Source organism: Rhodoferax sp. XS2R6 (genome assembly GCF_056521365.1).
Genome location: NZ_JBWMAY010000006.1, coordinates 13,453 through 35,155 on the forward strand (window position 1 = coordinate 13,453; position 21,703 = coordinate 35,155).

A 21,703-nucleotide genomic window follows, 5' to 3' on the forward strand; every position below is an offset into this window, starting at 1 on the left:
AGTATTGTCCCTCCGAAGAAAGGCTTTTCATGCTCCACACGCTCAATTCCATCTTCCCCGTCCGCTACACCGTTATGGGGCTGTGCGTGTTTGGCCTGCTGCTCAGTACATTCAGCCTGCTCGCGCTAGGTGCCGGCCTGGGCTCGCTGCTGCTGTTTGCCCTGCTGGTCGGCGTTGGGGTGTACGACCTGCGCCAGAGCAAGCGCTCCATCCTGCGCAACTACCCCATCATTGGGCACATGCGTTTCATGCTGGAGTTTGTGCGGCCCGAGATTCGCCAGTATTTCATTGAAAGCGACAACGAGGCCACGCCCTTCTCGCGCGCGCAGCGCTCGCTGGTGTACCAGCGCGCCAAAGGCGAACCCGACAAGCGCCCGTTTGGCACACAGCTCGATGTGCATGCCGAGGGTTACGAGTGGATGAACCATTCAGTGGTGCCTACCAAGCTAGCCTCGCACGACTTCCGCATCACCATTGGCGCAGACACGGCCCAGCCTTACAGTGCCAGCGTTTTCAATATTTCAGCCATGAGTTTTGGGGCGCTGAGCGCCAACGCCATTTTGGCACTCAACGCCGGCGCCAAGCGCGGCGGCTTTGCCCATGACACGGGTGAAGGCTCCATCTCCACCCACCACCGCGTGCATGGGGGCGACTTGATCTGGGAGGTGGCCTCCGGCTACTTTGGCTGCCGCAATGACGACGGCAGCTTCAATCCCGACAAGTTCACTGCCAACGCGCGCGACCCGCAGGTCAAGATGATTGAGCTCAAGCTCAGCCAAGGGGCTAAGCCTGGCCACGGTGGCATGCTGCCCGGCCCCAAGGTCACGATAGAAATTGCCGAGGCACGTGGCATACCGGTGGGGGTGGACTGCATCTCACCGGCATCCCACAGCGCGTTCTCCACTCCGGTAGAGATGATGCAATTTATCGCCAAGCTGCGCGAGCTCTCTGGCGGCAAACCGACCGGCTTCAAGCTCTGCATTGGCCACCCTTGGGAGTGGTTCGCCATGGTCAAGGCGATGCTGGAAACCGGAATCACGCCGGACTTCATCGTGGTGGACGGGGCCGAGGGCGGCACGGGCGCGGCGCCACTCGAATTCACTGACCATGTGGGCTCGCCACTGCAGGAGGGCTTGCTGCTGGTGCACAACACCTTGCGCGGTGCCGGCCTGCGAGAGCGGGTGAAAGTGGGCTGCGCCGGCAAGGTGGTCAGCGCGTTTGACATTGCGCGGCTGATGGCGCTGGGGGCCGACTGGTGCAACAGCGCGCGCGGCTTCATGTTCGCACTGGGTTGCATCCAGGCGCAGCACTGCCACACGGGCCACTGCCCTACCGGGGTCACCACGCAGGACCCGCTGCGCCAGCAGTCGCTGGTGGTGCCGGACAAGGCCGAACGTGTCTACAACTTTCACCAGCAAACCCTGCATGCTCTGCAGGAGCTGGTGCAGGCAGCGGGTGTGAGCCACCCCAGCGGAATCACGGCGCACCACATCGTGCGCCGATCGACCGACCACAAAGTGAAGTCGCTCGCACAGCTGATCCTGACGCAACTGCCCAACCGGGCCTTGATTGACAGCGAACTCAACAGCCTGCCCCTGATTTACCGCCACAGCTGGCCGCGGGCCAGCGCGCAATCGTTCGCACCAGAATTCACCTGAGTATTCCGGCTTTTGCTTTGGCGCACTTGGGAGTAAAGTGTCTTGTATACAACTCGAGGAGAGACAGCATGATTGGAAGCAACCTGCGCATCGGCGCCCGGCTCGGACTGGCGTTTGGGGTCGTACTGCTGATCACCGCCTTGATGGCCCTGACTGGCATGTGGCGCCTAGGCTCACTCAAAGAGGAAGCGCACAGTCTGGCCTATGTCGAGGTGGAGCGCTCCTCCCTCACCCAAAAGTGGGTAGAAAACATCCGTATCAACTGGGTACGCACTGCCGCGGCCCTGCACGCATCCAGCACCGACCGCGTGGGCATTCTGCAAAAAGAGATGGACGAGACCTCTAAGGTCATCAGCGGCCTGCAAAAGGAACTGGAGCCCATGATTACTGACGACAAAGGCAAGGCCCTGTTTGCCGACATTGGCAAGGTCCGGGAGGCCTACCGCGGGCCACGCTCCGATTTGCTGAAGAAAAAACTGGCCGGTGAAGACGTCACTGCCGCGGTCGATGCGACCTTGCTGCCCTTGGCCAGCGCCTACCTGAAGTCACTGGATGTGCTGATTGAGCACATGGAAGTTCAACTCAAGGCGGGTGTTGCAAAAACTGAAGCCGTAGCCGCCAGCGGCCAGTGGATTCTGGGCATCGGGGCGGGGCTTTCAGCGGCGATCGGTCTGATCTTCGCCGTGCTGTCCACCCGCTCTATTACGCGGCCCATTCAACAGGCGGTGGATTCGGCACAGGCCATCAGCCAGGGTGATCTGAGCATACGCATCCAGCCCCAAGGCAAGGATGAAACCGCTGACATGATGCATGCGCTGCGCGATATGCGAGACAACCTGGCCCGCATGGTGGGCGGCGTGCGCACCAGTGCCGAGGGTGTATCCACCGCGAGCGCCGAAATTGCGCAGGGGAACAACGACCTGTCAGCCCGCACCGAACAGCAGGCCAGCGCACTGCAAGAAACCGCCGCCTCCATGACCGAACTGAGCTCCACCGTGCGGCAAAACGCCGACAGCGCCTCCCAGGCCAACCAGCTGGCCATGACAGCCTCCAATGTCGCCATCCGCGGTGGCGAGGTGGTGGGCCAAGTGGTAGAGACCATGAAGGGTATTAACGAAGCCAGCCGCAAGATTGCCGACATCATCAGCGTGATCGACGGCATTGCCTTCCAGACCAATATCCTGGCGCTAAACGCGGCAGTGGAAGCCGCGCGTGCGGGCGAGCAAGGCCGCGGCTTTGCGGTGGTGGCCAGCGAGGTGCGCTCCCTGGCCGGGCGCAGTGCCGAGGCCGCCAAAGAGATCAAAACCCTCATTAACGACAGCGTGACGCGTGTGGAGCAAGGCACCGCCTTGGTGGACCAGGCCGGTAGCACCATGGCCGAGGTGGTGGGGGCCATTCGCAGGGTGACCGATATCGTGGGCGAGATCAGCGCAGCCAGCGGCGAGCAGGCATCAGGAGTCACCCAGGTCGGCCATGCGGTGGACCAGATGGACCAGGCGACCCAGCAAAATGCGGCCCTGGTAGAGGAAATGGCCGCTGCCGCCAGCAGCCTGCGCACCCAGGCGCATGCATTGGTGGAGGTGATGGCGGTATTCAAACTGTCCCCCGAACACGCAGCCAACAGCAGCTCCCTGGCCTTGTCGGCCTGAAGGTTGGTTTGCCCACGGCAAAGCAGACCCGGCGCTCACCGGTAGCGCAACACCCCGGCCGGCACTGGCGCCGGTGGGCCTGCTGGATGGTGCTCTGGTGTGTGTGGGCCCCTGCCAGCGCCGCAGAGTTGGCCCGGGTGCAGATGATTGCTTCGTACCACGCCGGCATGGCCTGGAGCGACGCCCAGATTGCCGGTGTGCGCGAACAGCTGCAAGCCCTGACACACCCCATCGAGCTGCAGCTGGACTTTCTGGACACCAAACATGTGCCACCCAGCGCACGCTATTACCAGCTCACCGAAGACCTGCTGCTCTCCAAATACGGCCATACCGCGCCCGCCGTCCTGATTGCCGCAGACGATGACGCGCTGGACTTCACACTGCGCCTGCGCGACAAACACTTCAAAGACACTCCGATTGTGTTCTCCGGTGTCTCCAGCAGCCGGCGTGCGGCCCTGCAGCAAGCCACAGCCATCGGAGGGGTGTTTGACGACCTGGATGTGGGCGAAAGCCTGCAGCAAATGCTGCGCATGCGCCCACAGACCCGGCGCGTGGTGGTGATCCATGACCAGAGTCGCACCAGCCTGGCCCAGGTGGAAACGCTGCACAGCCGCATGGCCACCCACCCCGGGGCAACGATCGAATACCTGAGCAATCTGCCGGTGGCCGCCATTGAACAGCGGCTTGGCCAACTCGGCCCCCAAGACCTGGTATTTGCGCTGCCCTTCAACCGGGATGCCGATGGCCGTGTGTTGACCCATGAAGAAGCCACCGATCTCTGGGCCGCAGCGGCCAAGGCCCCTGTCGCCGTGACACGTGACGTGGCCATGCGCCCGGGGGTGCTGGGCGGGTTTTTGGTGTCGGGCCTGGACCAGGGACATACCGCGGGGCGCCTGGCGACGCAGCTGCTCCATGGCACAGCACCGACGCCGCTGCCGTTTATCGAAGGCGGCTCACATGCCACCTTTGACTACCCGCAGATGCAGCGCTGGGACGTAGACCTGGACCGCCTGCCTGCTGGCGCGACGGTACTGCAGCGCCCCAAGGACACCATGGAGTCCTTGCGCCCCCATATTCCATGGCTCAGTGTCCTGTTTGGCAGCATGCTGGTCATCATTGGCCTGCTGCTGCACGGCATCCGGGTGCGCCATGCGGCCGAGGCCGCCCAGCGCCTGAGCACACGCAACTACCAGGCCCTGTTTGACCACAGCCCCGACGCCATCATGGTGCGCGATGCCCACAGCAACCAGATCGTGCAAATCAACTCCCGCTTTTGCCAGCTGTTTGGCTACCAGCAAGACGAGGTCAGCGCGCTACGCCCGGTAGATTTGAGTGCCGAGGAGCCCGGCTATGGTGCGGAGGAAGCGCAAGCCTGGATTGAAAAGACCCGGCGCGAGGGTGCCCAGTTTTTTGAGTGGCGTTCGCGGCACAAAGACGGCTCGGTGTTTTGGTCGGAGATCTCCATGACCCGCTTCGAGATGGCACAAGGCCAGCGCACGGTGTCCACCATCCGCGACATCACAGACCGCAAACAGGCGGAGGTGATGGCCAAAGAGTTTGAACACAGCCTGCAGCAGGTCTACCAAAATCTTCCGGTCGCGGTGTTTGCCATCAACGCACAACACCAGATCACCTTCTGGAACCCCCACATGACCCGCATGACCGGTGTGCACGCGGAGGAAGTGGTGGGCACCACCGAGACGTGGCGTGGCATCTACGCCAGCGCCCGCCCCTGCCTGCTGGACGTGCTGGTGGACGGCGCCAAGGTCGATGAGCTGCAACATTTGTACGCTGGCAAGTTGCGAGCGAGCCCCATCATCCCAGGTGCACTGGAAGGAGAAGACTATTTTGAAGCGCTGGAGAGCTCTGGCGGTGGCATGTGGATACGCTACTGCGCCGCCCCTCTGCGAGACGCACGGGGCAAAGTCACCGGCGCCATCCAAACCCTGATCGACGTGACCCGCCTCAAGCGGGCCCAAACCACGTTGGAAGAATTGAACCGCGACCTGGAAGCCCGCGTACAAGCCCGCAACGCCGAACTCAAACACGCCATGGGGCAGCTGGTGCAGTCCGAAAAGCTGGCCGCCCTGGGTAGCCTGGTGGCTGGCGTAGCCCATGAATTGAACACACCCATCGGCAATGTGATGGCCGTCGCCTCCACCCTCACGGACGAGGTGGCCGACTTCAGCCAGAAACTGCTGTCCGGTAGCGCGCGCCGCTCCGACGTGGAGAAGGCCGCCAACCGCTTGCAAGAAGCCAGCGCGTTGATCGAGCGCAATGCCACCAAAGCAGCCAAACTCATCAACGACTTCAAGGAAGTGGCGGTCGACCAGAGCAGCACACGCAGGCGTCACTTTGCGCTGCGCGATGTGGTGAACGAAGTGCTGACCACCACCCGGCCCCTGTTCAAGAACGCCAAGCACCAAGTGGAGCTCGCCATTCCCGCAGACCTGGCCCTGGACAGCTATCCCGGCCCGCTGGAGCAGGTGCTGACCAACTTTTTGGCCAACAGCCTGAACCATGGCTTTGAAGGTCTGGCCCAGGGCCACATCAGCATCCAGGCCCGGCAAGAGGGCGAAGAGGTGGTGCTGGAGTACGCCGACAACGGCTGCGGCATCGCTGCGGGCAACCTGCAGCACATTTTTGAGCCCTTCTACACCACGAAGTTGGGCCGCGGCGGCAGTGGCCTGGGGCTGTACATCGTCTACAACCTGGTCACCAATGTGCTGGGCGGCAGCATCACCGCCCACAGCACGCCGGGCGCTGGCGCCCGCTTTGTGTTGCGCCTGCCAGCCCAGGCACCGGCGCACAGTGGACCGGCACCCCTGCACTAAACTGCTATTTATTCGATAGCTGCTTGCGCAGCACTAGCAAGGGCTAGCAGCCAATTTAACCCTTAAATCGGCAACGCCGGCGTACCCCACCCTGCAATCAGCGCGGGCCGCAGAATGTCTACAAAGTGGCGCAACTTGGCCGGGTAAAAGTGGGCGTAGGGGTAGAGCAGGTAAATCGGCAACGGTTCGGCGCGCCAATCGGGCAGCAGGTGCAACAGCCGGCCCTCGGCCACGTCTTCGGCCACCGCCCAGCTGGACGCCACGCACACCCCCAGCCCCAAGAGCGCCGCACTGCGCAACGCGTACAGACTGTCGGTGCTCATGCGCGGTTTCAGCGCCAGGCGCTGCTGCGTGCCGTCGCTGTGGCGCAGCGTGATGTCGTTGCGGTAGAAGGTGCGCAGCGCCAGCCAGGGCAACGTGGCCAGGTCGGCCGCATGGGCCGGTGGCGGCGCATCGCCCAGCACCGCGGGCGCGGCCACCACAATGCGCGGGATCTCCGCCAGCTTGACGGCCACCACCGCGGGGTCGTCCACCGCGCCCACGTGGATGGCGCAGTCAATGCCATCGGCAATGAAGTCCGGGGTACGGTCGTGCAGCAGCCACTCCACCGCCACACGCGGGTGGCGCTGCAGGTAATCGGCCAGCGGCCCCACCAGCTGCTGCTGGCCAATGGCGTGCGGCACCACCACGCGCAGCGTGCCCTCGGGCACCTCGGTGCTGCCGCGCAGGTCGGCCTCGAAGGCGTCCCAGTTCTGCAGCAGTTCCTTGGCATGGGCAAAGCAGCGCTGGCCTTCCTCGGTCAGCTGCATGGCATGGGTGGAGCGCTGCAGCAGCTTGGCACCCAGCATGCGCTCCAGCGTCTGCAGGCGCCGGCTCACCGTGGGCTGGGTAGTGCCCAGCTGCGCCGCGGCGGCCGACAAGCTGCCGGCCTCCACGATGCGCACCAGGGTCTGCATGAGTTCGATACGGTCTGGGGCAGACTTCATACGCAGAGCGTATAACAATTGTGCGAATTGCGGGTGTTCCCAAGCAATTTATGCAGTGACACACTCGCATCCACTGCAAACCAAGGGTTAACACCATGACTTCGACCACTTCCACGCATAAGCCCGCCAATGCCTTGCCCGCAGCACTGGTGCTGCTGCTGGCTACCGGCGCCGGCCTGGCCGCCGCTGCGCTCTACTACAGCCAACCCATGTTGGGCGTACTGGGCACCGAATTCGGCGCCACACCCGCCGCCATTGGCCTGGTGCCCACACTCACCCAACTGGGCTACGCCCTGGGCCTGGTGCTGCTGGCCCCGTTAGGCGACCGGTTTGACCGACGCCGCATCATCCTGGGTAAGGCCGCCGTGCTGTGCCTGGCGCTGCTGGCGGCTGCGGCCGCGCCTTCGCTGGGCGTGATGCTAGCGGCGAGCCTGGTGATTGGCGTATCCGCCACGCTAGCGCAGGACATCGTGCCCGCCGCCGCCACGTTGGCGCCCGAAGCCAGCCGCGGCAAGATTGTGGGCACGGTGATGACCGGGCTGCTGCTGGGCATTTTGCTGTCGCGCGTGGTGTCTGGCCTGGTGGCCGAGCAGGCGGGTTGGCGCGCCATGTTTGTAGCGGCAGCGCTCAGCATTGCGCTCCTGGGGGTCGCCGTATGGCGCGGCCTGCCGCGCTTTGCGTCCACCACGCAGCTGCCCTACCTGGCGCTCATGCGCACGCTGGCCACGCTATGGCAGCGCCACCGCGGCCTGCGCCGCGCGGCCCTCGCGCAGGGCTTGCTCAGCGTGGCGTTCAGCGCCTTCTGGTCCACGCTGGCCGTGATGTTGCATGCCGCGCCCGCCCACCTCGGCAGCGCTGCCGCCGGTGCGTTTGGCTTGGCCGGCGCGGCGGGTGCACTGGCTGCGCCGCTGGCCGGCCGCATGGCGGATCGCCGTGGCCCCGAGGTGGTGACGCGGCTGGGCGCGGCCCTCGTGGTGGCCGCGTTTCTGGCCATGGGCCTGGGTGCGCTGGGAACGGACAGCCCACTGTGGCTACTGGCCCTGGGCGCTGTGGTGTTTGACCTGGGCGTGCAGGCCAGCCTGATTGCGCACCAGACCATCGTTTACAGCCTGGAGCCCGCCGCTCGCAGCCGCCTAAATGCGGTGCTGATGGGTGGCATGTTCATCGGCATGGCCAGCGGTGCCTGGTTGGGCAGCCTGGCGCTGGCGCAGTGGGGGTGGGCAGGGGTCTGTGGTCTGGCGGCCCTAGCAGCAGCCACCGCGCTGGCCGTACGACTCTGGCCCGTGACCGCGGGCAGCGCTGAGGCGCTATCTATTCGATAGCTGCTCGCGCAGCGCCGCCAAGGGCTAGCAGCCGTTTTGCCATGCAAAGCACGGCGTGGTCCTTGCTCAGTACCAGGCAGCGCTGGGCGACGGCGAGGTCAATGAACTTCTGATCGTCCGGGTCTTTGCAGGTCACGCTGGCCTTGGGCGGCACGTCCAGAGTCTGCACCTGGGCATCGCGCGCCTGCAACACCTGCTCTGCGCTCAGGCCGTAAAAGGCCAGCCGCTTGGCAATCTGCGGATAGGCCAGCACACGCGCCAGCTCGTCACGCATGGGGGCGGTGGCCACCCACTGCAGGCGCCCGGCCTGCAGGGCGTCGCGCAGCGGGGGGGTTGCCGCATCGTTAAAGACCAGCAGGTCCAGCACGATATTGGTGTCCAGAATGATCTGACGGACACCTTCAGCCACGCCCGCAGCCTGCCCCTCAGTCATTGGGCTCGTTGGAAGCCTGCGGTGCAGCGCCCTTGGCCAGGCGGCCCTTGACCATGTCGAACTTGAACAGGCGGCACTCCAGCGGGCCGTTCCACATGGGCACGCGGCGCGACTCTTTGAGGCGCATCTTGCTGGGCAGCTTCAGGTCCGGCGTCAGCACCCAGGCGGTCCAGCCGCTGTAATTCTTCTTCCAGTGGCTGGCCAGCTGGTTGAAGAAGTCCACGCCCTCGTCAGTCTGCGCCAGTTCACGCGCGCCAAAGCGTGCGCCCTCGCCTTCACCGGCCACGCCGCCAATGCCAATGCGCTCGCCGTAGGGCGGGTTCAGCACCATCACGCCGCCGCCCTCGATGGGAGGCATGCGCTGCAGCGCGTCGCCGCCGCGGAATTCGATCACATCGGCCACACCGGCGCGCTGGGCGTTGCGCTGGGCAAAGTCCACCATGCGGTGCGACACATCGCTGCCATAAATCAGCGCAGGCTGGCCTGGCTCGGGTTTGACCACCGCCTCGGCAGCCTCGGCCTTCATGTCTGCCCATTCCTGCGAGCGGAAGGGCCGGTATTTTTCGAACGCAAAGCGGCGCAGCGAGCCGGCCGCGATGTTGCAGGCAATCTGTGCAGCTTCAATGGCCACCGTGCCGCTGCCGCAGCAGGGGTCATACAGCGGCATCAAATCGTCGTCGCCCGAGGCCCAGCCGCTGGCGGCGATCATCGCCGCGGCCAGGGTTTCTTTCAGCGGCGCGTCGCCCTTGTCCTCGCGCCAGCCGCGTTTGAACAGCGGTTCGCCCGAAGTGTCGATATAGAGCGAGCAGCTGTCGGTGGTCAGGTGAGCGTAGATGCGCACATCGGGCCACTGCGTGTTCACGTCAGGGCGCACGCCGCCCGCCACTTCGCGGAAGCGGTCACACACGGCGTCCTTCACCTTGAGCGCGGCAAAGTTCAGCGAGGTCAGCGGGCTGTGCTGCGCGGTCACCTCAACCTTGATGCTCTCCTTGGGCGTGAACCATTGCTCCCATGGCACTTGCAGGCCGGCGCGGTACAGGTCTTGTTCGCTGCGGTATTCGGTGTACGACACCAGCACCAGCACGCGCTGCGAGAGGCGGCTGTACAGGTTGAGTAACATGGCGTGCGCAAACGAGGTGCGCACCGCCACACCACCGCGCTGCTTGGTCACGCAGCCGGGCGGCAAGCCGGTGATTTGCAAAATCTCCGGCGACAGGTACTCCTCCACGCCAGCGGCGCAGGGGAGAAAAAGGGTCAATTGGTTCATAGCGCTTTGCGGAGTGAGGCGGGGGCGATCTTCAGGCCCTCGCGGTATTTGGCCACGGTGCGCCGGGCGCATTCGATGCCCTGCTCTTTGAGCATGTCAGAGATCTGGTTGTCACTCAAGGGCTTTTTGGCGCTCTCGGAGGCGATGAACTGTTTGATGAGCGCACGCACCGCGGTGCTGGAGGCATTGCCGCCGCTCTCGGTGCCCAAACCAGAGCCAAAGAAGTACTTGAGCTCGAAGGTACCAAACGGCGTGGCCATGTACTTGGCCGTGGTCACGCGGCTGATGGTGGACTCGTGTAGCCCCAGCTCGTCGGCAATTTCGCGCAGCACCAGCGGGCGCATGGCCAGCTCGCCGTGGGTGAAGAAGTTTTTCTGCCGCTCCACGATGGCCGTGCTCACGCGCAGGATGGTGTCAAAGCGCTGCTGAATGTTTTTGATGAACCAGCGCGCCTCCTGCAGGCGCTGCTGCAGGGCGGCGTGGCCGGCACCGTCGCGCCCCCCGCGGTGGTTGCGCAGCACGTTGGCGTAAATGTCGTGCACCTTGAGGCGCGGCATCACCTCGGGGTTGAGCTGCACGCGGAACTTCGGCATGCCGCCGACCTTGCCAATCGACACCACCAGTACGTCGGGCACCACGATGTTGCGCTCCACGTCGATGAAGCGGCGTCCGGGCTTGGGCTCCAGCCGCGCGATGAGCGCTATCGCTTCGCGCACCAGCGCATCGCTGCCCACGCCCATTTGCACCAGGCGCTTGATGTCACGCCTGGCCAGCAGGTCTATGGGTTTGCTGCAAATGCCCAGCGCCACCCGCAGCAGCTCGGCGCGTTCGTCTTCACCATCCACCTCGGCCTGGGCCAGCAAGGCCTTGATCTGCAAACGCAGGCATTCGCCTAGGTCACGCGCGCCCACGCCCACGGGCTCCAGACTGTGCAGCAGGCCCAGCGCCACCGTGAAGTGGTGCACCAGGTCTTGCAGCTGTTCTTCGTCGCCAGGGCTCAGGCTGCGCGCCAGCTCTTCCAAAGGGTCTTCCAAGTAGCCATCGTCGTTGAGCGATTCGATCAGGAAGCGCAGCGCGGCCGCATCGGTAGCATTGGTGCGCAGGCTCAGGGCCTGGCGGTGCAAAAAGGCCTGCAGCGATTCGGTGGAGCGCGCCAGCTCGGTGGCGTCTTTCTCTTCGTCATCACCCAGGTTGTTGGCCTTGGCGTCCACGCCCCACTCGCCATCGTCGGGCGTCATTTCGGTGGTGCCGTCGCCTTCCCAGTTGGGTTCGTCGCTGCTGCTCAGCGGCGTGGCTTCTTCGTCATTGCTGCTGGTGCTGGTCGAGGTGGCGTAGTCCGCCACCGCACTGGGTGCGTAATCCACCTCGCTGCTCTCGGACAAGCGGTCGCCTTCGCTGACCGTGGCATCCACGGCATTCAGCCCAAAGTCTTCGCGCTCGGCCCGGTCCTCGGTCAGCTCCAAAAACGGGTTCTCGTCCAGCATCTGCTCCACTTCCTGGCTGAGCTCGAGCGTGGAGAGCTGCAGCAGACGGATGGACTGCTGCAACTGGGGCGTGAGCGCCAGGTGTTGGGAAACGCGTAAAGACAGCCCTTGCTTCATCACATTTTGAAATGCTCACCGAGATAGACACGGCGCACATCGGCGTTGTTCACGATCTCGGAGGGGGTGCCCTGCGCCAGCACATGGCCGTCGCTGATGATGTAGGCGTGGTCGCAGATGCCCAGGGTCTCGCGCACGTTGTGGTCGGTGATGAGCACGCCGATGCCACGGCCCTTGAGGAAGTTGATGATGCGTTGAATTTCGATCACCGCAATCGGGTCGATACCGGCAAACGGTTCGTCCAGCAGGATGAAGCGCGGCCGCGTGGCCAGCGCCCGCGCAATCTCCACACGGCGGCGCTCGCCGCCCGACAGGGCCAGCGAGGGCGACTCGCGCAGGTGTTCCACGCGCAGGTCTTGCAGCAGCGCGGTCAGGCGCGCTTCAATCTCGGTCGACTTGAGCGGGTTGCCCGCCTCGTCGCGCTGCAGTTCCAGCACCGCACGCACGTTGTCTTCGACATTCAGCTTACGGAATATCGAGGCTTCTTGCGGCAGGTAGCCCAATCCCAGGCGCGCGCGGCGGTGTATGGGCATGTGTTCGATGGACTGACCGTCGATGGTGATGTCGCCCGCGCTGGCGCGCAGCAGGCCCACGATCATGTAGAACGAGGTGGTCTTGCCCGCACCGTTGGGGCCCAAGAGGCCCACCACCTCGCCAGTGCGCACGGCCAGCGATACGTCCTTGACCACCTGGCGTTTGCCATAGGACTTTTGCAAATGCCGGGCTTCCAGCCGCCCGGTGCTGGTGTCCGGGGCTTCTTGGATGGGCGCACTCACTGGGCGGCCTTCTCAAGTTGCGGCGTGGCACGCAGGGTAGGACTGGATTGGGGGGTGGTGGGTGCTGGGGCGTCCGGTTTGGGTGTCAGCATGGCGCGCACACGGCCCGCGGGCGCGGTGGCACTCTTGGGTGCGCCGTCTACGGTGAACTTGTCGCTGAGGTTCTCATACAAGATGGCCGCACCGGTCACCTCATCAGCCAGCGTGGCACCGCGGAAGCGACGCAGCTGGGCCTTTTTGATGAAGCGCACGGTGTCGGCCCGACCGTCATATTCGATGGTTTCGCCATCGCCTTCAATGAATTCGTCCAGCCCATCACGCTTCTGGCGAAAGAACGCCGGGGTGGCCGCCGAGCCGGTTACCAAGCCAAACTGGTAACCATCGGGGTCCTGGCGCACTTCGAGCTGGGCGCCGCGGATGACGATGCTGCCCTTGGTCAGCACCACATTGCCGGTAAAGACGCTCACCTGCTTCAAGTCGTCATAACGCAGGGCATCGGCCTCCACATTCATGGGCTTGTTGCGGTCGGCCTTTTCGGCCCAGGCGTACCCCGCCACGCTGGACAGGACCAGCCCCAAGGACACCGACAGAATAGTTTTTTTCATAAAGGCACGAAACTTGCTCGAAAAGCGCTTCGGCCATTGTACCGAGCGCTTTGCGCATTTCGCGCCTTGGCTGACTCAGCCGTCGGCGTTAATTTTTTTGACCAGCGCCTGCAGCACCTCGGCCGCGCGGTCATTCTCGACCTGGCAGGTCCCCGCGTTGGCATGGCCGCCCCCACCGTAGCCCAGCATGAGCTCGCCAATATTGGTTTTGGAAGTGCGGTTGGTGATGGACTTGCCGGTGGCAAATACGGTGTTTTGCTTCTGCAAACCCCACAACACGTGGATAGAGATATTGGTCTGCGGGAACAGCGCGTAGACCATAAAACGGTTCACCGCAAAGATGGTGTCTTCGTTGCGCAGGTCCAGCACCAACAAGTTGCCCTGCACGGTGGAGCAGCGCAGCAGTTGCTCCTTGGCCTTGGCCGCGTGCTCAAAATACAGCTCCACACGCTCCACCACGTCGGGCAGTTGCAAGATTTTTTCGATGCCATGGTGGCGGCAGTACTGGATCAAATCCATCATCAGCTGGTAGTTGCTGACGCGGAACTCACGGAAGCGGCCCAGGCCCGTGCGTGAATCCATCAGGTAGTTCAGCAGCACCCAACCCGTGGGAGCCATGATTTCATCGTGGCTAAAGCGAGCCGAGTCGCCCTTGTCTACCGCTTCCATCATGTCGTGGAAGCGCGCCGGGAAACGGTTGGTGCCGCCGTAGTGATCAAACACCACGCGTGCGGCCGAGTCGGCGTCGGGCAGGATGATGTGGTTGGGGCGTTCGCCGGTGTTGCGCACCGTCTCGGACTCGTGGTGGTCAAAGGCCAGATGCACGCCGGGCACATAGGGCAGGTTGGTGGTGATGTCGCGGTCGGACACCTCCACCTTGCCGTCCTGCATGTCCTTGGGGTGGACGAACTTGATGTCGTCGATCAAGTCCATCTCGTTGAGCAGAACCGCACACACCAAGCCATCAAAGTCACTGCGGGTGACAAGCCGAAATTTCTGGTGCGCCATGGGAACAATCTCCACAAAGGTTGAATGGGTGCCAAACCATTCTAGCCCCGCCCCTTGCGGGCTGGCGCCATTCCCGGCGTAAAAACCCGGGGGCTTAGCGACCGGCGCGCACGTCGGCCACCAGCACGTCCACCACCTGCAGCGCACGCGGCATAGTGCCCGCCATGGAGCCATCGGTGTAGTAGCGCCCGGCCACGCCCAAGGCAGGGACACCCTCAACCTTGTAGGCGTTTTGCAGCTGGGTGGCCTTGGTGACCTTGGTCACCACGGTGAAGGAGTTGTACTGCTGCACAAACTTGGCTTTGTCCACGCCCTGCTGGACCACCCACTCCAGAATCGCCTCGCCGCTGGCAAGGTTCTTCTTCTCCACGTGGATGGCGGCGAACACCTTGGCGTGCAGTTTTTCCACCAGCCCCATGGCTTCGAGGGTGAAATACAGGCGCTGCTGCGGTGCAAAGCTATCCTGAAAGGCAACAGGCACACGGCGCAACACTACGTCTTTGGGCAACTTGCCAATCCAGGCCTGCAGCGTGGGCTCGAACGCATTGCAGTGCGGGCAGTTGTACCAAAAGAACTCCACCACTTCGATCTTGCCGGCGCTGGCTTCCACAGGAGCACGTGGGTCCAGCACCTGGTAATCGGTTCCCGCCTTGGGTTTGCTGGCTTGGGCTTGTACCGATGTGCCCAACAAAGTGGCCGAGGCCACGGCAGCACCAGTGGTCAGTTGCGTGAATTCGCGTCGTTTCATGTCCATCTCACTTGTAAAGAGGCTGGTGGGACAAAGCCCCACCCAGAAAGTTCCTGTTGGGCCCGCGCTTAACGCTGGACCCGGACCAACGCGGTCTCCATGCCAGCCTTGTCCATTTTGTCCTTGGCCTTGTCCGCATCGTCCTTCTTGTCAAAAGGTCCCACGCGCACCCGGAACACCGGACGGCCCGATTGTTCGCGTTCGGAAATTTTGGTTTCTATCCCGCTCAGGGACAGCTTGGCGCGGTGGCTCTCGGCGTCTTCAGCCTTCTGGAAGGCTCCGACCTGCACAAAGTAGACAAAGGCATCGGCCTCTGCGGGCGCCGCGGTTTTGGCCTTGGCCAGATCTCCCAGCGGGTCTGCCGACATGGCGGGCTTGACCTCGCCCTTGGCATCGGGCTTGGTGACCTTGGCATCTGCTTTGGCATCGGCCTTGGGTTCGACTTTGGCCTCGGTCTTTGCTTCGACCTTGTTTTTGGCGGCCGACGCAGCAGACGCTGGCGTGGTGGCCGGAGGCACTGCGGGGGCAGGATTTTTGCCATACAGGATGGCGTTAGGGTCCCAGTTTTTGTTCTTCTGCGCCTCAGCTTCATTCTGGTCGGCGCTGCGGCTCTGGCTCTTGTTCATAAAGGGCACCGGCACCTTGGTAACGTAGACCGCCACCGCCAGGGCTGCCCCCAGGCCCACCACCACACCGACGATGAAACCCACAATGGTTCCGCCACGTTCAAACTTCATGTGCTGCTTTCTCACTTAATCTCACATTTTTTGCGGGGCACTCACGCCCAGCACGGCCAAGCCATTGTGCAATACGCGGGCTGTGGCGGCCACCAACGCCAGACGTGCCAGCTTCACCGCTTCGTCGTCCACCAGAATGCGCTCGGCATCGTAGTAGCTGTGGTAGCTGGCGGCCAGTTCGCGCAGGTAGAAGGTCACGTCGTGCGGGGCTTCGCCCTCGGCCGCGGCGGTCAGCATCTCGGGGTACTTGGCCAGCAGCAGCATCAAGGCCTGGGCCTGCGGGCTGTCCAGTGCGGACAGGTCCACGGCCTTGAGACCGTCCACATCACCGCCCCAGCTGGCCAACACCGAGCAGATGCGCGCATGCGCGTACTGCACGTAGTACACCGGGTTGTCGTTGTTCTTGGCCACGGCCAGGTCCACGTCGAAGGTGTACTCGGTGTCGGGCTTGCGGCTCAGCAGGAAGAAACGCACCGCGTCCTTGCTGGTCCACTCAATCAGGTCGCGCAGCGTCACATAGCTGCCCGCGCGCTTGCTGATCTTGACCTCTTCACCGCCCTTGACCACACGCACCATCGTGTGCAACACGTAGTCGGGGTAGCCCTGGGGAATTCCCACATCGGCTGCTTGCAGGCCGGCGCGCACGCGGGCAATGGTGCCGTGGTGGTCGGTGCCCTGGATGTTCACCACCTTGGTGAAGCCGCGCTCCCACTTGGCGATGTGGTAGGCCACGTCGGGCACGAAGTAGGTATATGTACCGTCCTTCTTGCGCATCACGCGGTCCTTGTCATCGCCATAGTCGGTGGACTTGAGCCACAACGCGCCGTCCAACTCATAGGTCTTGCCATTGGCAACCAGCTTGTTCACAGCCGCCTCGACGCGCCCGCTGGTGTACAGGCTGGACTCCAGGTAGTACTCGTCAAACTTCAGGTTGAAGGCCTGCAGATCTTTGTCCTGCTCGCGGCGCAGGTAGGCCACGGCAAAGTTGCGGATCGACTCCAGGTCGTCCACATCACCGCTGGCGGTGAAGCTGCGGTCATCGGCCTGCACGGTGGCCTTGGCCAAAAAGTCGTTGGCAATGTCCTGGATGTAGTCGCCGTTGTAGAAGGCCTTGCTGGCGGGGTTCTCGGGGTCGACCGGCCAGCAATCGTCACCGGGTTTGAAACCCTTGGCGCGCAGCTGGGTGCTGTTGGCCAGGGTCAGGATCTGCACGCCGGCGTCGTTGTAATAAAACTCGCGGTGCACTGCGTAGCCCTGGGTGGCAAACAGGTTGCATATCGCATCGCCCAGCGCGGCCTGGCGGCCATGGCCCACATGCAGCGGGCCCGTGGGGTTGGCCGAGACGAACTCGACCAGCACACGCTGGCCGTTGCCCGGCTGGTAGCCAAATTGGTCACCCTGGCCCAGCACCTCGCGCACCACTTCTTGTTTGGCGGCGGGCTTGAGGCGGATATTGATAAAGCCCGGGCCGGCAATCTCAATGTCTTGCACCCATTGGGCATAGACCGGTGTGGCCAGCAGGTCGGCACGCAGGGTCTCGGCCAGCTGGCGCGGGTTCATTTTCAGGGGCTTGGCCAGTTGCATGGCCGCTGTGGTGGCCAGGTCGCCATGGGCCGCCACTTTGGGAGATTCAAAAGCAGCCTTGGCACCCGAGCCGGGGGAGAGTTGTTCCAGGCAGGCGGCCAGCGCCTGCAGGAGATCGTGTTTGACGGTGAGCATGGCGCGATTTTACGGGTCCCCCGGGAAAGCCCGGGGGCCAGTCCGTCAACGGTCACGTCATCTTTTCGTTATATGCTTGTAATCGCTAGGGTTTTTTCTGCAACGGCGGCATCGCTGCCATCTTTTGGATAGGACGACTGATGAAACAACTGATCTCTCTCGTGGCTTTGGGTCTGGCACTGGCAGTCAGCGGCGCCCACGCCGCTGAAGAAAAAGCCCCCTCCGCCCAACAGAACAAGATGAAGACCTGCAACGCCGATGCCAAGACCAAGGCACTCGCAGGGGATGAGCGCAAAGCCTTTATGAAAGACTGCCTGAGCGCCAAACCCGCAGGGGCCGCTGCTGACGCGGGCACCACGCAGCAAAACAAGATGAAAACCTGCAATGCCGACGCCAAGACCAAGGCACTTGCAGGCGATGCACGCAAGAAATTCATGAGCGAGTGCCTGAGCGCCAAATAAGCGCCCCTGCATCGCTGCCAGGCCCGCCACCGTGCGGGCCTTTTTTATGCCCCGTCGGCCGGCACCAGACGTCGCCCAAACGCTTCGGCCGGCTCGGGCCGGGCAAACCAGTAGCCCTGCCCCTGCTCACAGCCCAGGGCACGCAAGGCATCGCGGATGCGCTCTTCCTCAATCCCCTCAGCATGGGAGACCAGGTGCAGGCCCTTGGCCATTTGCACAATGGCGGCCACCATCGCATGCTGCGGCTCGCTGTCCAGCATGCCTTTGACAAACGACTGGTCGATCTTGAGCTTGTGCACCGCAAAACGCTGCAGGTAGCCAAGGTTGGAATAGCCGGTGCCAAAGTCGTCAATCGCAATCGACACCCCCAGCGCCTTGAGCCGCTGCAAAGACACCACAAACCGCTCGGTGTCCTCGATCAGCGTGGACTCGGTGATCTCCAGCTCCAGGCAACTGCCAGGCAGACCCGAGCGCTGCAGGGCGTCTTCCACCACCTGCTCCACATTGCCACGGCGAAACTGCACCGGCGACAGGTTGACCGCCAGCACCAGCGGCGCCCCCACCCGTTGCCACTGCGCCGCCTGCTGGCAGGCCTGGGCCAGCACCCACTCGCCCATTTCCACAATCACGCCCGCTTTTTCGGCCGCGGCAATGAAATGACCGGGCATCAACAGACCCTGCTCCGGGTGCTGCCAGCGGATCAAGGCCTCGGCCCCTACCAACACGCCTGAGTGCAGGTCAAACACCGGCTGGTAATGCAGCACAAACTCCGCACGCGCCAGCGCAATGCGCAGGTTGGCCACCAACTGCAGGTTGTGTTGCAGGTCGGCCTGCATGGCGGCATCAAAAAAGCGAAAGGCATTGCGGCCTGACTCCTTGGCGCGGTACATAGCTATATCGGCTTGGCGCATCAGGGTTTCGTAGTCGCCACCGTCGTCGGGAAACAGCGCAATGCCAATCGAACACGAGGTGGACACCTCGGTGTCTTTGAGCATGAAGGCCTCTTCCATGCGCAGCAGCACACTGGTGGCCACGCCCGACGCATCCTCCGCGCTGTTCACATCGCTCAGGCCAATCACAAACTCGTCGCCCCCATGGCGCGCCACGATGTCGGCCTTGCGCAGCGTCTGGTTCAGGCGCGTCGCCACCTGTTTGAGAAAGTCGTCGCCCGCCGCGTGGCCCAACGAGTCGTTGATCACCTTGAAGTTGTCCAGATCCACAAACAGCACCGCCACACGGCGATGCTGGCGGCGCGCCACCGCAATGGCGCGCTCCAGCCGCTCACGGCCCAGGCTGCGGTTGGCTAGGCCGGTCAGGCTGTCGTGTTGCGAGAGGTAGGTGAGTTGCGCCTGCGATTCGCGGTAACGCGTGATTTGCAATTGCAGGCTGGCCAGCGCTTTTTGCAAGTCACTCAAAATCAGCCAAATGGCCAGCCCACTGACGACCAGAATCGTCAGCACATCCCGCAGCTGCTCGTAGGGCGGGCTCACATACCCCGTACGGCGCCAGTGCAAGACTTCGGTCGCCAGCGTCAGAAACACCAGGTAGGCCACCATGCTCCCCAACAGCACAAAAAAGGCGCGTGTGGATACCAGCAGGCCCGCCATAATGAGCAGCGCCGGGAAGGACAGCAGCGCCACGTCCTTGATGCCCTCGCTGACCCAGGTGAGCGCGCAGACCACGGAGGTCAAGGAGAAAAGGAAGATCAGGTTTGCGGCATCGGTGCGGCCACGCTGGCTCAACCAAAGGCACAGCAACATCAAGCCCATGCCGGGGAGCAACAGCCACACGATGGACCAATTGCGCTCCAACACATAGCCCGTCGTGGCCACCAGCAGGCCTGCAAACACCAAGCCGGAGATCTGCCGCAAACGCCGGGCGCGTACACGCGCAATGGAGTCGGGGTCTTGTCCGGCGAGCTCTTTCATGGAAGCGGGGCTCCAAGCGTTGGCGTGGATTCATGCTAACGCAAAGCCCACCCCCCGTCACGCCTAAACGCCCAGCAGCACCCCGCCCAACACGGCCAGGCCGATCCAGTGGTTCAGGCGAAAGGCCTTGAAACAGCCGTCGCGCCCGCGGTCGGCAATCAGCGTGCCGTGCCACACCACCTGGGCCCCGGCCACCGCCACGCCCAGCCACCAGGCCCAGGGGCGCGTGAGCGTGGGCAGCACCAGCCAGGACCACAGGGCCAAGTAGACGACATAGAAACTGAGCACCGCCGGCACATCCCAACGCCCCAGCGTGATGGCCGAGGTTTTCATGCCGATCTTGAGGTCATCATCACGGTCCACCATGGCGTATTCGGTGTCGTAGGCCAGCACCCAAAACAAGTTCCCCACCAGCAACGCCCAGGCCAGCAGGGGCACTTCACCGGTAACGGCGGCAAAAGCCATGGGAATGCCAAAACTGAAGGCCACCCCCAGCACCGCCTGCGGCATAGAGACATAACGCTTGGCATAGGGATAGACCAGGGCCACGGCCAGCGCGGCAAACGACCAGGCAATCGTGGCGGCATTGGTGGTCAACACCAGGGCAAACGCCGCCAGCGCCAGCGCGGCGCCAACCAGCAGCGCCTCACGCGTGCCAATGCGTCCGCTGGTCACCGGGCGCTGCGCCGTGCGCTTCACGTGTTTGTCAAACTCGCGGTCCGCCACATCGTTGACACAACAGCCCGCGCTGCGCATGAGGATGGTGCCCAGCGTGAACACCACGATGAGGTGCCAACCCGGAAAACCACCGGCCGCCAACCACAGCGCGCTGAGCGTGGGCCACAGCAGCAACAGCCAGCCCGCGGGGCGGTTCCAGCGGATCAGGTCCAGGTAAAGGGATAGTTTGGCGGAGAACACAGGGGGCACCAGTTTGCTATGAATACAGGAGCTGCTTGCGCAATATCCACGGGGTCTAGAGGCCAATTTGGCTTAAAAATCAGGACAGCCGCGTGACGCCGGGCAATTCGCAGCCATAGACCGCATTGCGCAGCGCGGCGATGGCCTCGTAGCGCGTGAAGCTGCGCCGCCACACCAGCACCACCCGGCGTGTGGGCGGGGGCAGGCTGCTGCCATCGGGTTTGTTGTCCTGCACCGGCAGGTACTTCACAAAGGGCTCTTCGCCCTTGCGTTTTTTGGGCTCCATGGCTTCCTTGGGCACGCTCAGGCGCGGCACCAGCGTGATGCCCATGCCCGCGGCCACCATGTGTTTGATGGTCTCCAGCGACGAGCCCTCAAAACTCTTGCGGATGCCCTCGGCATCGCTGGAGAAACGTGCGAACTCGGGGCACACCTCCAGCACATGGTCGCGGAAGCAATGGCCATTGCCCAGCAGCAGCATGGTTTCCTTTTTGAGTTCTTCCGTGGTCACATGGTCTTGGCCCGCCAGCGCATGGCTGGTCGGCACGGCGGCAAAAAACGGCTCGTCGTACAGCGGAGCCAGTGCCAGCCCGGTGTCGGGAAAAGGCTCGGCCAGGATGGCGCAGTCAATCTCGCCAGTGCGCAGCATTTCCAGCAGCTTGACGGTGAAGTTCTCCTGCAGCATCAGCGGCATCTGCGGGCTGTGGGTGATGACCTGGCGCACCAGGTCGGGCAACAGATACGGGGCGATGGTGTAGATCACACCCAGCTTGAGCGGCCCGGCCAACGGGTCCTTGCCGCGTTTGGCAATGTCCTTGATATTGGCGGCCTGCTCCAGCACGGCCTGCGCCTGGCGCACGATTTCTTCGCCCAGCGGCGTCACGGTCACCTCGTTGGCACTGCGCTCGAAGAGTTTGACGTCCAGCTCTTCTTCGAGCTTCTTCACCGCCACCGACAGCGTGGGCTGCGAGACGTAGCAGGCGTCCGCCGCCTTGCCAAAGTGCCGCTCACGCGCCACGGCCACGATGTATTTGAGTTCGGTCAGGGTCATGC

At 63.5% G+C, this 21,703-nt stretch carries 18 protein-coding genes; 5 read left to right on the forward strand and 13 right to left on the reverse strand.

Translation table 11 applies throughout. From position 1 onward, the window contains the following. The first annotated feature begins 29 nt into the window (after window positions 1-29). The 3 genes from AC097A_RS17300 to AC097A_RS17310 all read left to right on the forward strand — a co-directional run bounded on the left by AC097A_RS17300 (window position 30) and on the right by AC097A_RS17310 (window position 6,141). Window positions 30-1,658 carry an FMN-binding glutamate synthase family protein gene (locus AC097A_RS17300; RefSeq protein ID WP_479621799.1) on the forward strand — a complete coding sequence of 543 codons (1,629 nt, stop codon included), beginning with the start codon at window positions 30-32 and terminating at the stop codon, window positions 1,656-1,658. A gap of 68 nt (window positions 1,659-1,726) precedes the next feature. After that, window positions 1,727-3,307 (forward strand): methyl-accepting chemotaxis protein, encoded by a 1,581-nt coding sequence (locus tag AC097A_RS17305; protein WP_479621800.1) that lies wholly within the window; start codon window positions 1,727-1,729, stop codon window positions 3,305-3,307. Window positions 3,308-3,315: 8 nt separating this feature from the next. Continuing rightward, window positions 3,316-6,141 carry a sensor histidine kinase gene (locus tag AC097A_RS17310; protein WP_479621801.1) on the forward strand — a complete coding sequence of 942 codons (2,826 nt, stop codon included), beginning with the start codon at window positions 3,316-3,318 and terminating at the stop codon, window positions 6,139-6,141. 62 nt (window positions 6,142-6,203) lie between these two features. On the opposite strand, the gene AC097A_RS17315 is transcribed toward AC097A_RS17310, so the two are convergent. Continuing rightward, window positions 6,204-7,127, reverse strand: coding sequence for a LysR family transcriptional regulator (locus AC097A_RS17315; RefSeq protein WP_479621802.1), 924 nt, complete (start codon window positions 7,125-7,127; stop codon window positions 6,204-6,206). A 95-nt stretch (window positions 7,128-7,222) separates the two neighbouring features. On the opposite strand from AC097A_RS17315, the gene AC097A_RS17320 reads away from it, so the two are divergent. Then, on the forward strand, window positions 7,223-8,449 hold the full coding sequence (locus AC097A_RS17320; protein ID WP_479621803.1) for an MFS transporter: 1,227 nt from the start codon (window positions 7,223-7,225) through the stop codon (window positions 8,447-8,449). On the opposite strand, the gene AC097A_RS17325 is transcribed toward AC097A_RS17320, so the two are convergent. From AC097A_RS17325 to argS, 9 genes are all read right to left on the reverse strand, one after another. Continuing rightward, a complete protein-coding gene (locus tag AC097A_RS17325; RefSeq protein WP_479621804.1) occupies window positions 8,439-8,882 on the reverse strand; it encodes a putative toxin-antitoxin system toxin component, PIN family in 444 nt (147 codons plus the stop codon). The genes AC097A_RS17320 and AC097A_RS17325 overlap by 11 nt on opposite strands. Continuing rightward, window positions 8,875-10,149: a THUMP domain-containing class I SAM-dependent RNA methyltransferase gene (locus AC097A_RS17330; protein ID WP_479621805.1), complete on the reverse strand. Its 1,275-nt coding sequence runs from the start codon at window positions 10,147-10,149 to the stop codon at window positions 8,875-8,877. Before AC097A_RS17330 ends, AC097A_RS17325 begins: the two co-directional genes overlap by 8 nt. Further along, window positions 10,146-11,750 carry an RNA polymerase factor sigma-54 gene (gene rpoN, locus AC097A_RS17335; RefSeq protein WP_479621806.1) on the reverse strand — a complete coding sequence of 535 codons (1,605 nt, stop codon included), beginning with the start codon at window positions 11,748-11,750 and terminating at the stop codon, window positions 10,146-10,148. The genes AC097A_RS17330 and rpoN overlap by 4 nt, the downstream gene beginning before the upstream one ends. After that, window positions 11,750-12,526: an LPS export ABC transporter ATP-binding protein gene (lptB, locus tag AC097A_RS17340; RefSeq protein ID WP_479621807.1), complete on the reverse strand. Its 777-nt coding sequence runs from the start codon at window positions 12,524-12,526 to the stop codon at window positions 11,750-11,752. The genes rpoN and lptB overlap by 1 nt, the downstream gene beginning before the upstream one ends. Then, a complete protein-coding gene (lptA, locus tag AC097A_RS17345) occupies window positions 12,523-13,131 on the reverse strand; it encodes a lipopolysaccharide transport periplasmic protein LptA (RefSeq protein WP_479621808.1) in 609 nt (202 codons plus the stop codon). Before lptA ends, lptB begins: the two co-directional genes overlap by 4 nt. A gap of 75 nt (window positions 13,132-13,206) precedes the next feature. Next, window positions 13,207-14,139 (reverse strand): exopolyphosphatase, encoded by a 933-nt coding sequence (locus AC097A_RS17350; protein ID WP_479621809.1) that lies wholly within the window; start codon window positions 14,137-14,139, stop codon window positions 13,207-13,209. 94 nt (window positions 14,140-14,233) lie between these two features. Next, window positions 14,234-14,887 carry a thiol:disulfide interchange protein DsbA/DsbL gene (locus tag AC097A_RS17355; RefSeq protein WP_105261924.1) on the reverse strand — a complete coding sequence of 218 codons (654 nt, stop codon included), beginning with the start codon at window positions 14,885-14,887 and terminating at the stop codon, window positions 14,234-14,236. A 68-nt stretch (window positions 14,888-14,955) separates the two neighbouring features. Then, a complete protein-coding gene (locus AC097A_RS17360) occupies window positions 14,956-15,624 on the reverse strand; it encodes an SPOR domain-containing protein (protein ID WP_479621810.1) in 669 nt (222 codons plus the stop codon). 21 nt (window positions 15,625-15,645) lie between these two features. Then, window positions 15,646-17,343, reverse strand: coding sequence for an arginine--tRNA ligase (gene argS / locus AC097A_RS17365; RefSeq protein WP_479621811.1), 1,698 nt, complete (start codon window positions 17,341-17,343; stop codon window positions 15,646-15,648). Between the two features lie 140 nt (window positions 17,344-17,483). Between argS and AC097A_RS17370 the strand changes: the two genes are divergently transcribed. Next, entirely contained in the window at window positions 17,484-17,804 is a 321-nt protein-coding gene (locus AC097A_RS17370; RefSeq protein WP_105261588.1) for a PsiF family protein, read from the forward strand. A gap of 44 nt (window positions 17,805-17,848) precedes the next feature. On the opposite strand, the gene AC097A_RS17375 is transcribed toward AC097A_RS17370, so the two are convergent. From AC097A_RS17375 to AC097A_RS17385, 3 genes are all read right to left on the reverse strand, one after another. Then, a complete protein-coding gene (locus tag AC097A_RS17375) occupies window positions 17,849-19,732 on the reverse strand; it encodes a putative bifunctional diguanylate cyclase/phosphodiesterase (protein WP_479621812.1) in 1,884 nt (627 codons plus the stop codon). 63 nt (window positions 19,733-19,795) lie between these two features. Beyond that, the gene (ubiA, locus tag AC097A_RS17380; protein ID WP_479621813.1) at window positions 19,796-20,650 is read right to left on the reverse strand and encodes a 4-hydroxybenzoate octaprenyltransferase; all 855 of its coding nucleotides are present in this window, start codon (window positions 20,648-20,650) and stop codon (window positions 19,796-19,798) included. A 79-nt stretch (window positions 20,651-20,729) separates the two neighbouring features. Then, the gene (locus AC097A_RS17385; protein WP_315847829.1) at window positions 20,730-21,701 is read right to left on the reverse strand and encodes a LysR substrate-binding domain-containing protein; all 972 of its coding nucleotides are present in this window, start codon (window positions 21,699-21,701) and stop codon (window positions 20,730-20,732) included. Window positions 21,702-21,703: the final 2 nt, after the last annotated feature.

Coding starts and splice junctions, on each gene's coding strand:
- AC097A_RS17300 (WP_479621799.1), top strand. CDS start 30: ATGCTCCACACGCTCAATTCCATCTTCCCCGTCCGCTACACCGTTATG.
- AC097A_RS17305 (WP_479621800.1), top strand. CDS start 1,727: ATGATTGGAAGCAACCTGCGCATCGGCGCCCGGCTCGGACTGGCGTTT.
- AC097A_RS17315 (WP_479621802.1), bottom strand. CDS start 7,127: ATGAAGTCTGCCCCAGACCGTATCGAACTCATGCAGACCCTGGTGCGC.
- AC097A_RS17320 (WP_479621803.1), top strand. CDS start 7,223: ATGACTTCGACCACTTCCACGCATAAGCCCGCCAATGCCTTGCCCGCA.
- AC097A_RS17325 (WP_479621804.1), bottom strand. CDS start 8,882: ATGACTGAGGGGCAGGCTGCGGGCGTGGCTGAAGGTGTCCGTCAGATC.
- AC097A_RS17330 (WP_479621805.1), bottom strand. CDS start 10,149: ATGAACCAATTGACCCTTTTTCTCCCCTGCGCCGCTGGCGTGGAGGAG.
- rpoN (WP_479621806.1), bottom strand. CDS start 11,750: ATGAAGCAAGGGCTGTCTTTACGCGTTTCCCAACACCTGGCGCTCACG.
- lptA (WP_479621808.1), bottom strand. CDS start 13,131: ATGAAAAAAACTATTCTGTCGGTGTCCTTGGGGCTGGTCCTGTCCAGC.
- AC097A_RS17350 (WP_479621809.1), bottom strand. CDS start 14,139: ATGGCGCACCAGAAATTTCGGCTTGTCACCCGCAGTGACTTTGATGGC.
- AC097A_RS17355 (WP_105261924.1), bottom strand. CDS start 14,887: ATGAAACGACGCGAATTCACGCAACTGACCACTGGTGCTGCCGTGGCC.
- AC097A_RS17360 (WP_479621810.1), bottom strand. CDS start 15,624: ATGAAGTTTGAACGTGGCGGAACCATTGTGGGTTTCATCGTCGGTGTG.
- argS (WP_479621811.1), bottom strand. CDS start 17,343: ATGCTCACCGTCAAACACGATCTCCTGCAGGCGCTGGCCGCCTGCCTG.
- AC097A_RS17370 (WP_105261588.1), top strand. CDS start 17,484: ATGAAACAACTGATCTCTCTCGTGGCTTTGGGTCTGGCACTGGCAGTC.
- AC097A_RS17375 (WP_479621812.1), bottom strand. CDS start 19,732: ATGAAAGAGCTCGCCGGACAAGACCCCGACTCCATTGCGCGTGTACGC.
- AC097A_RS17385 (WP_315847829.1), bottom strand. CDS start 21,701: ATGACCCTGACCGAACTCAAATACATCGTGGCCGTGGCGCGTGAGCGG.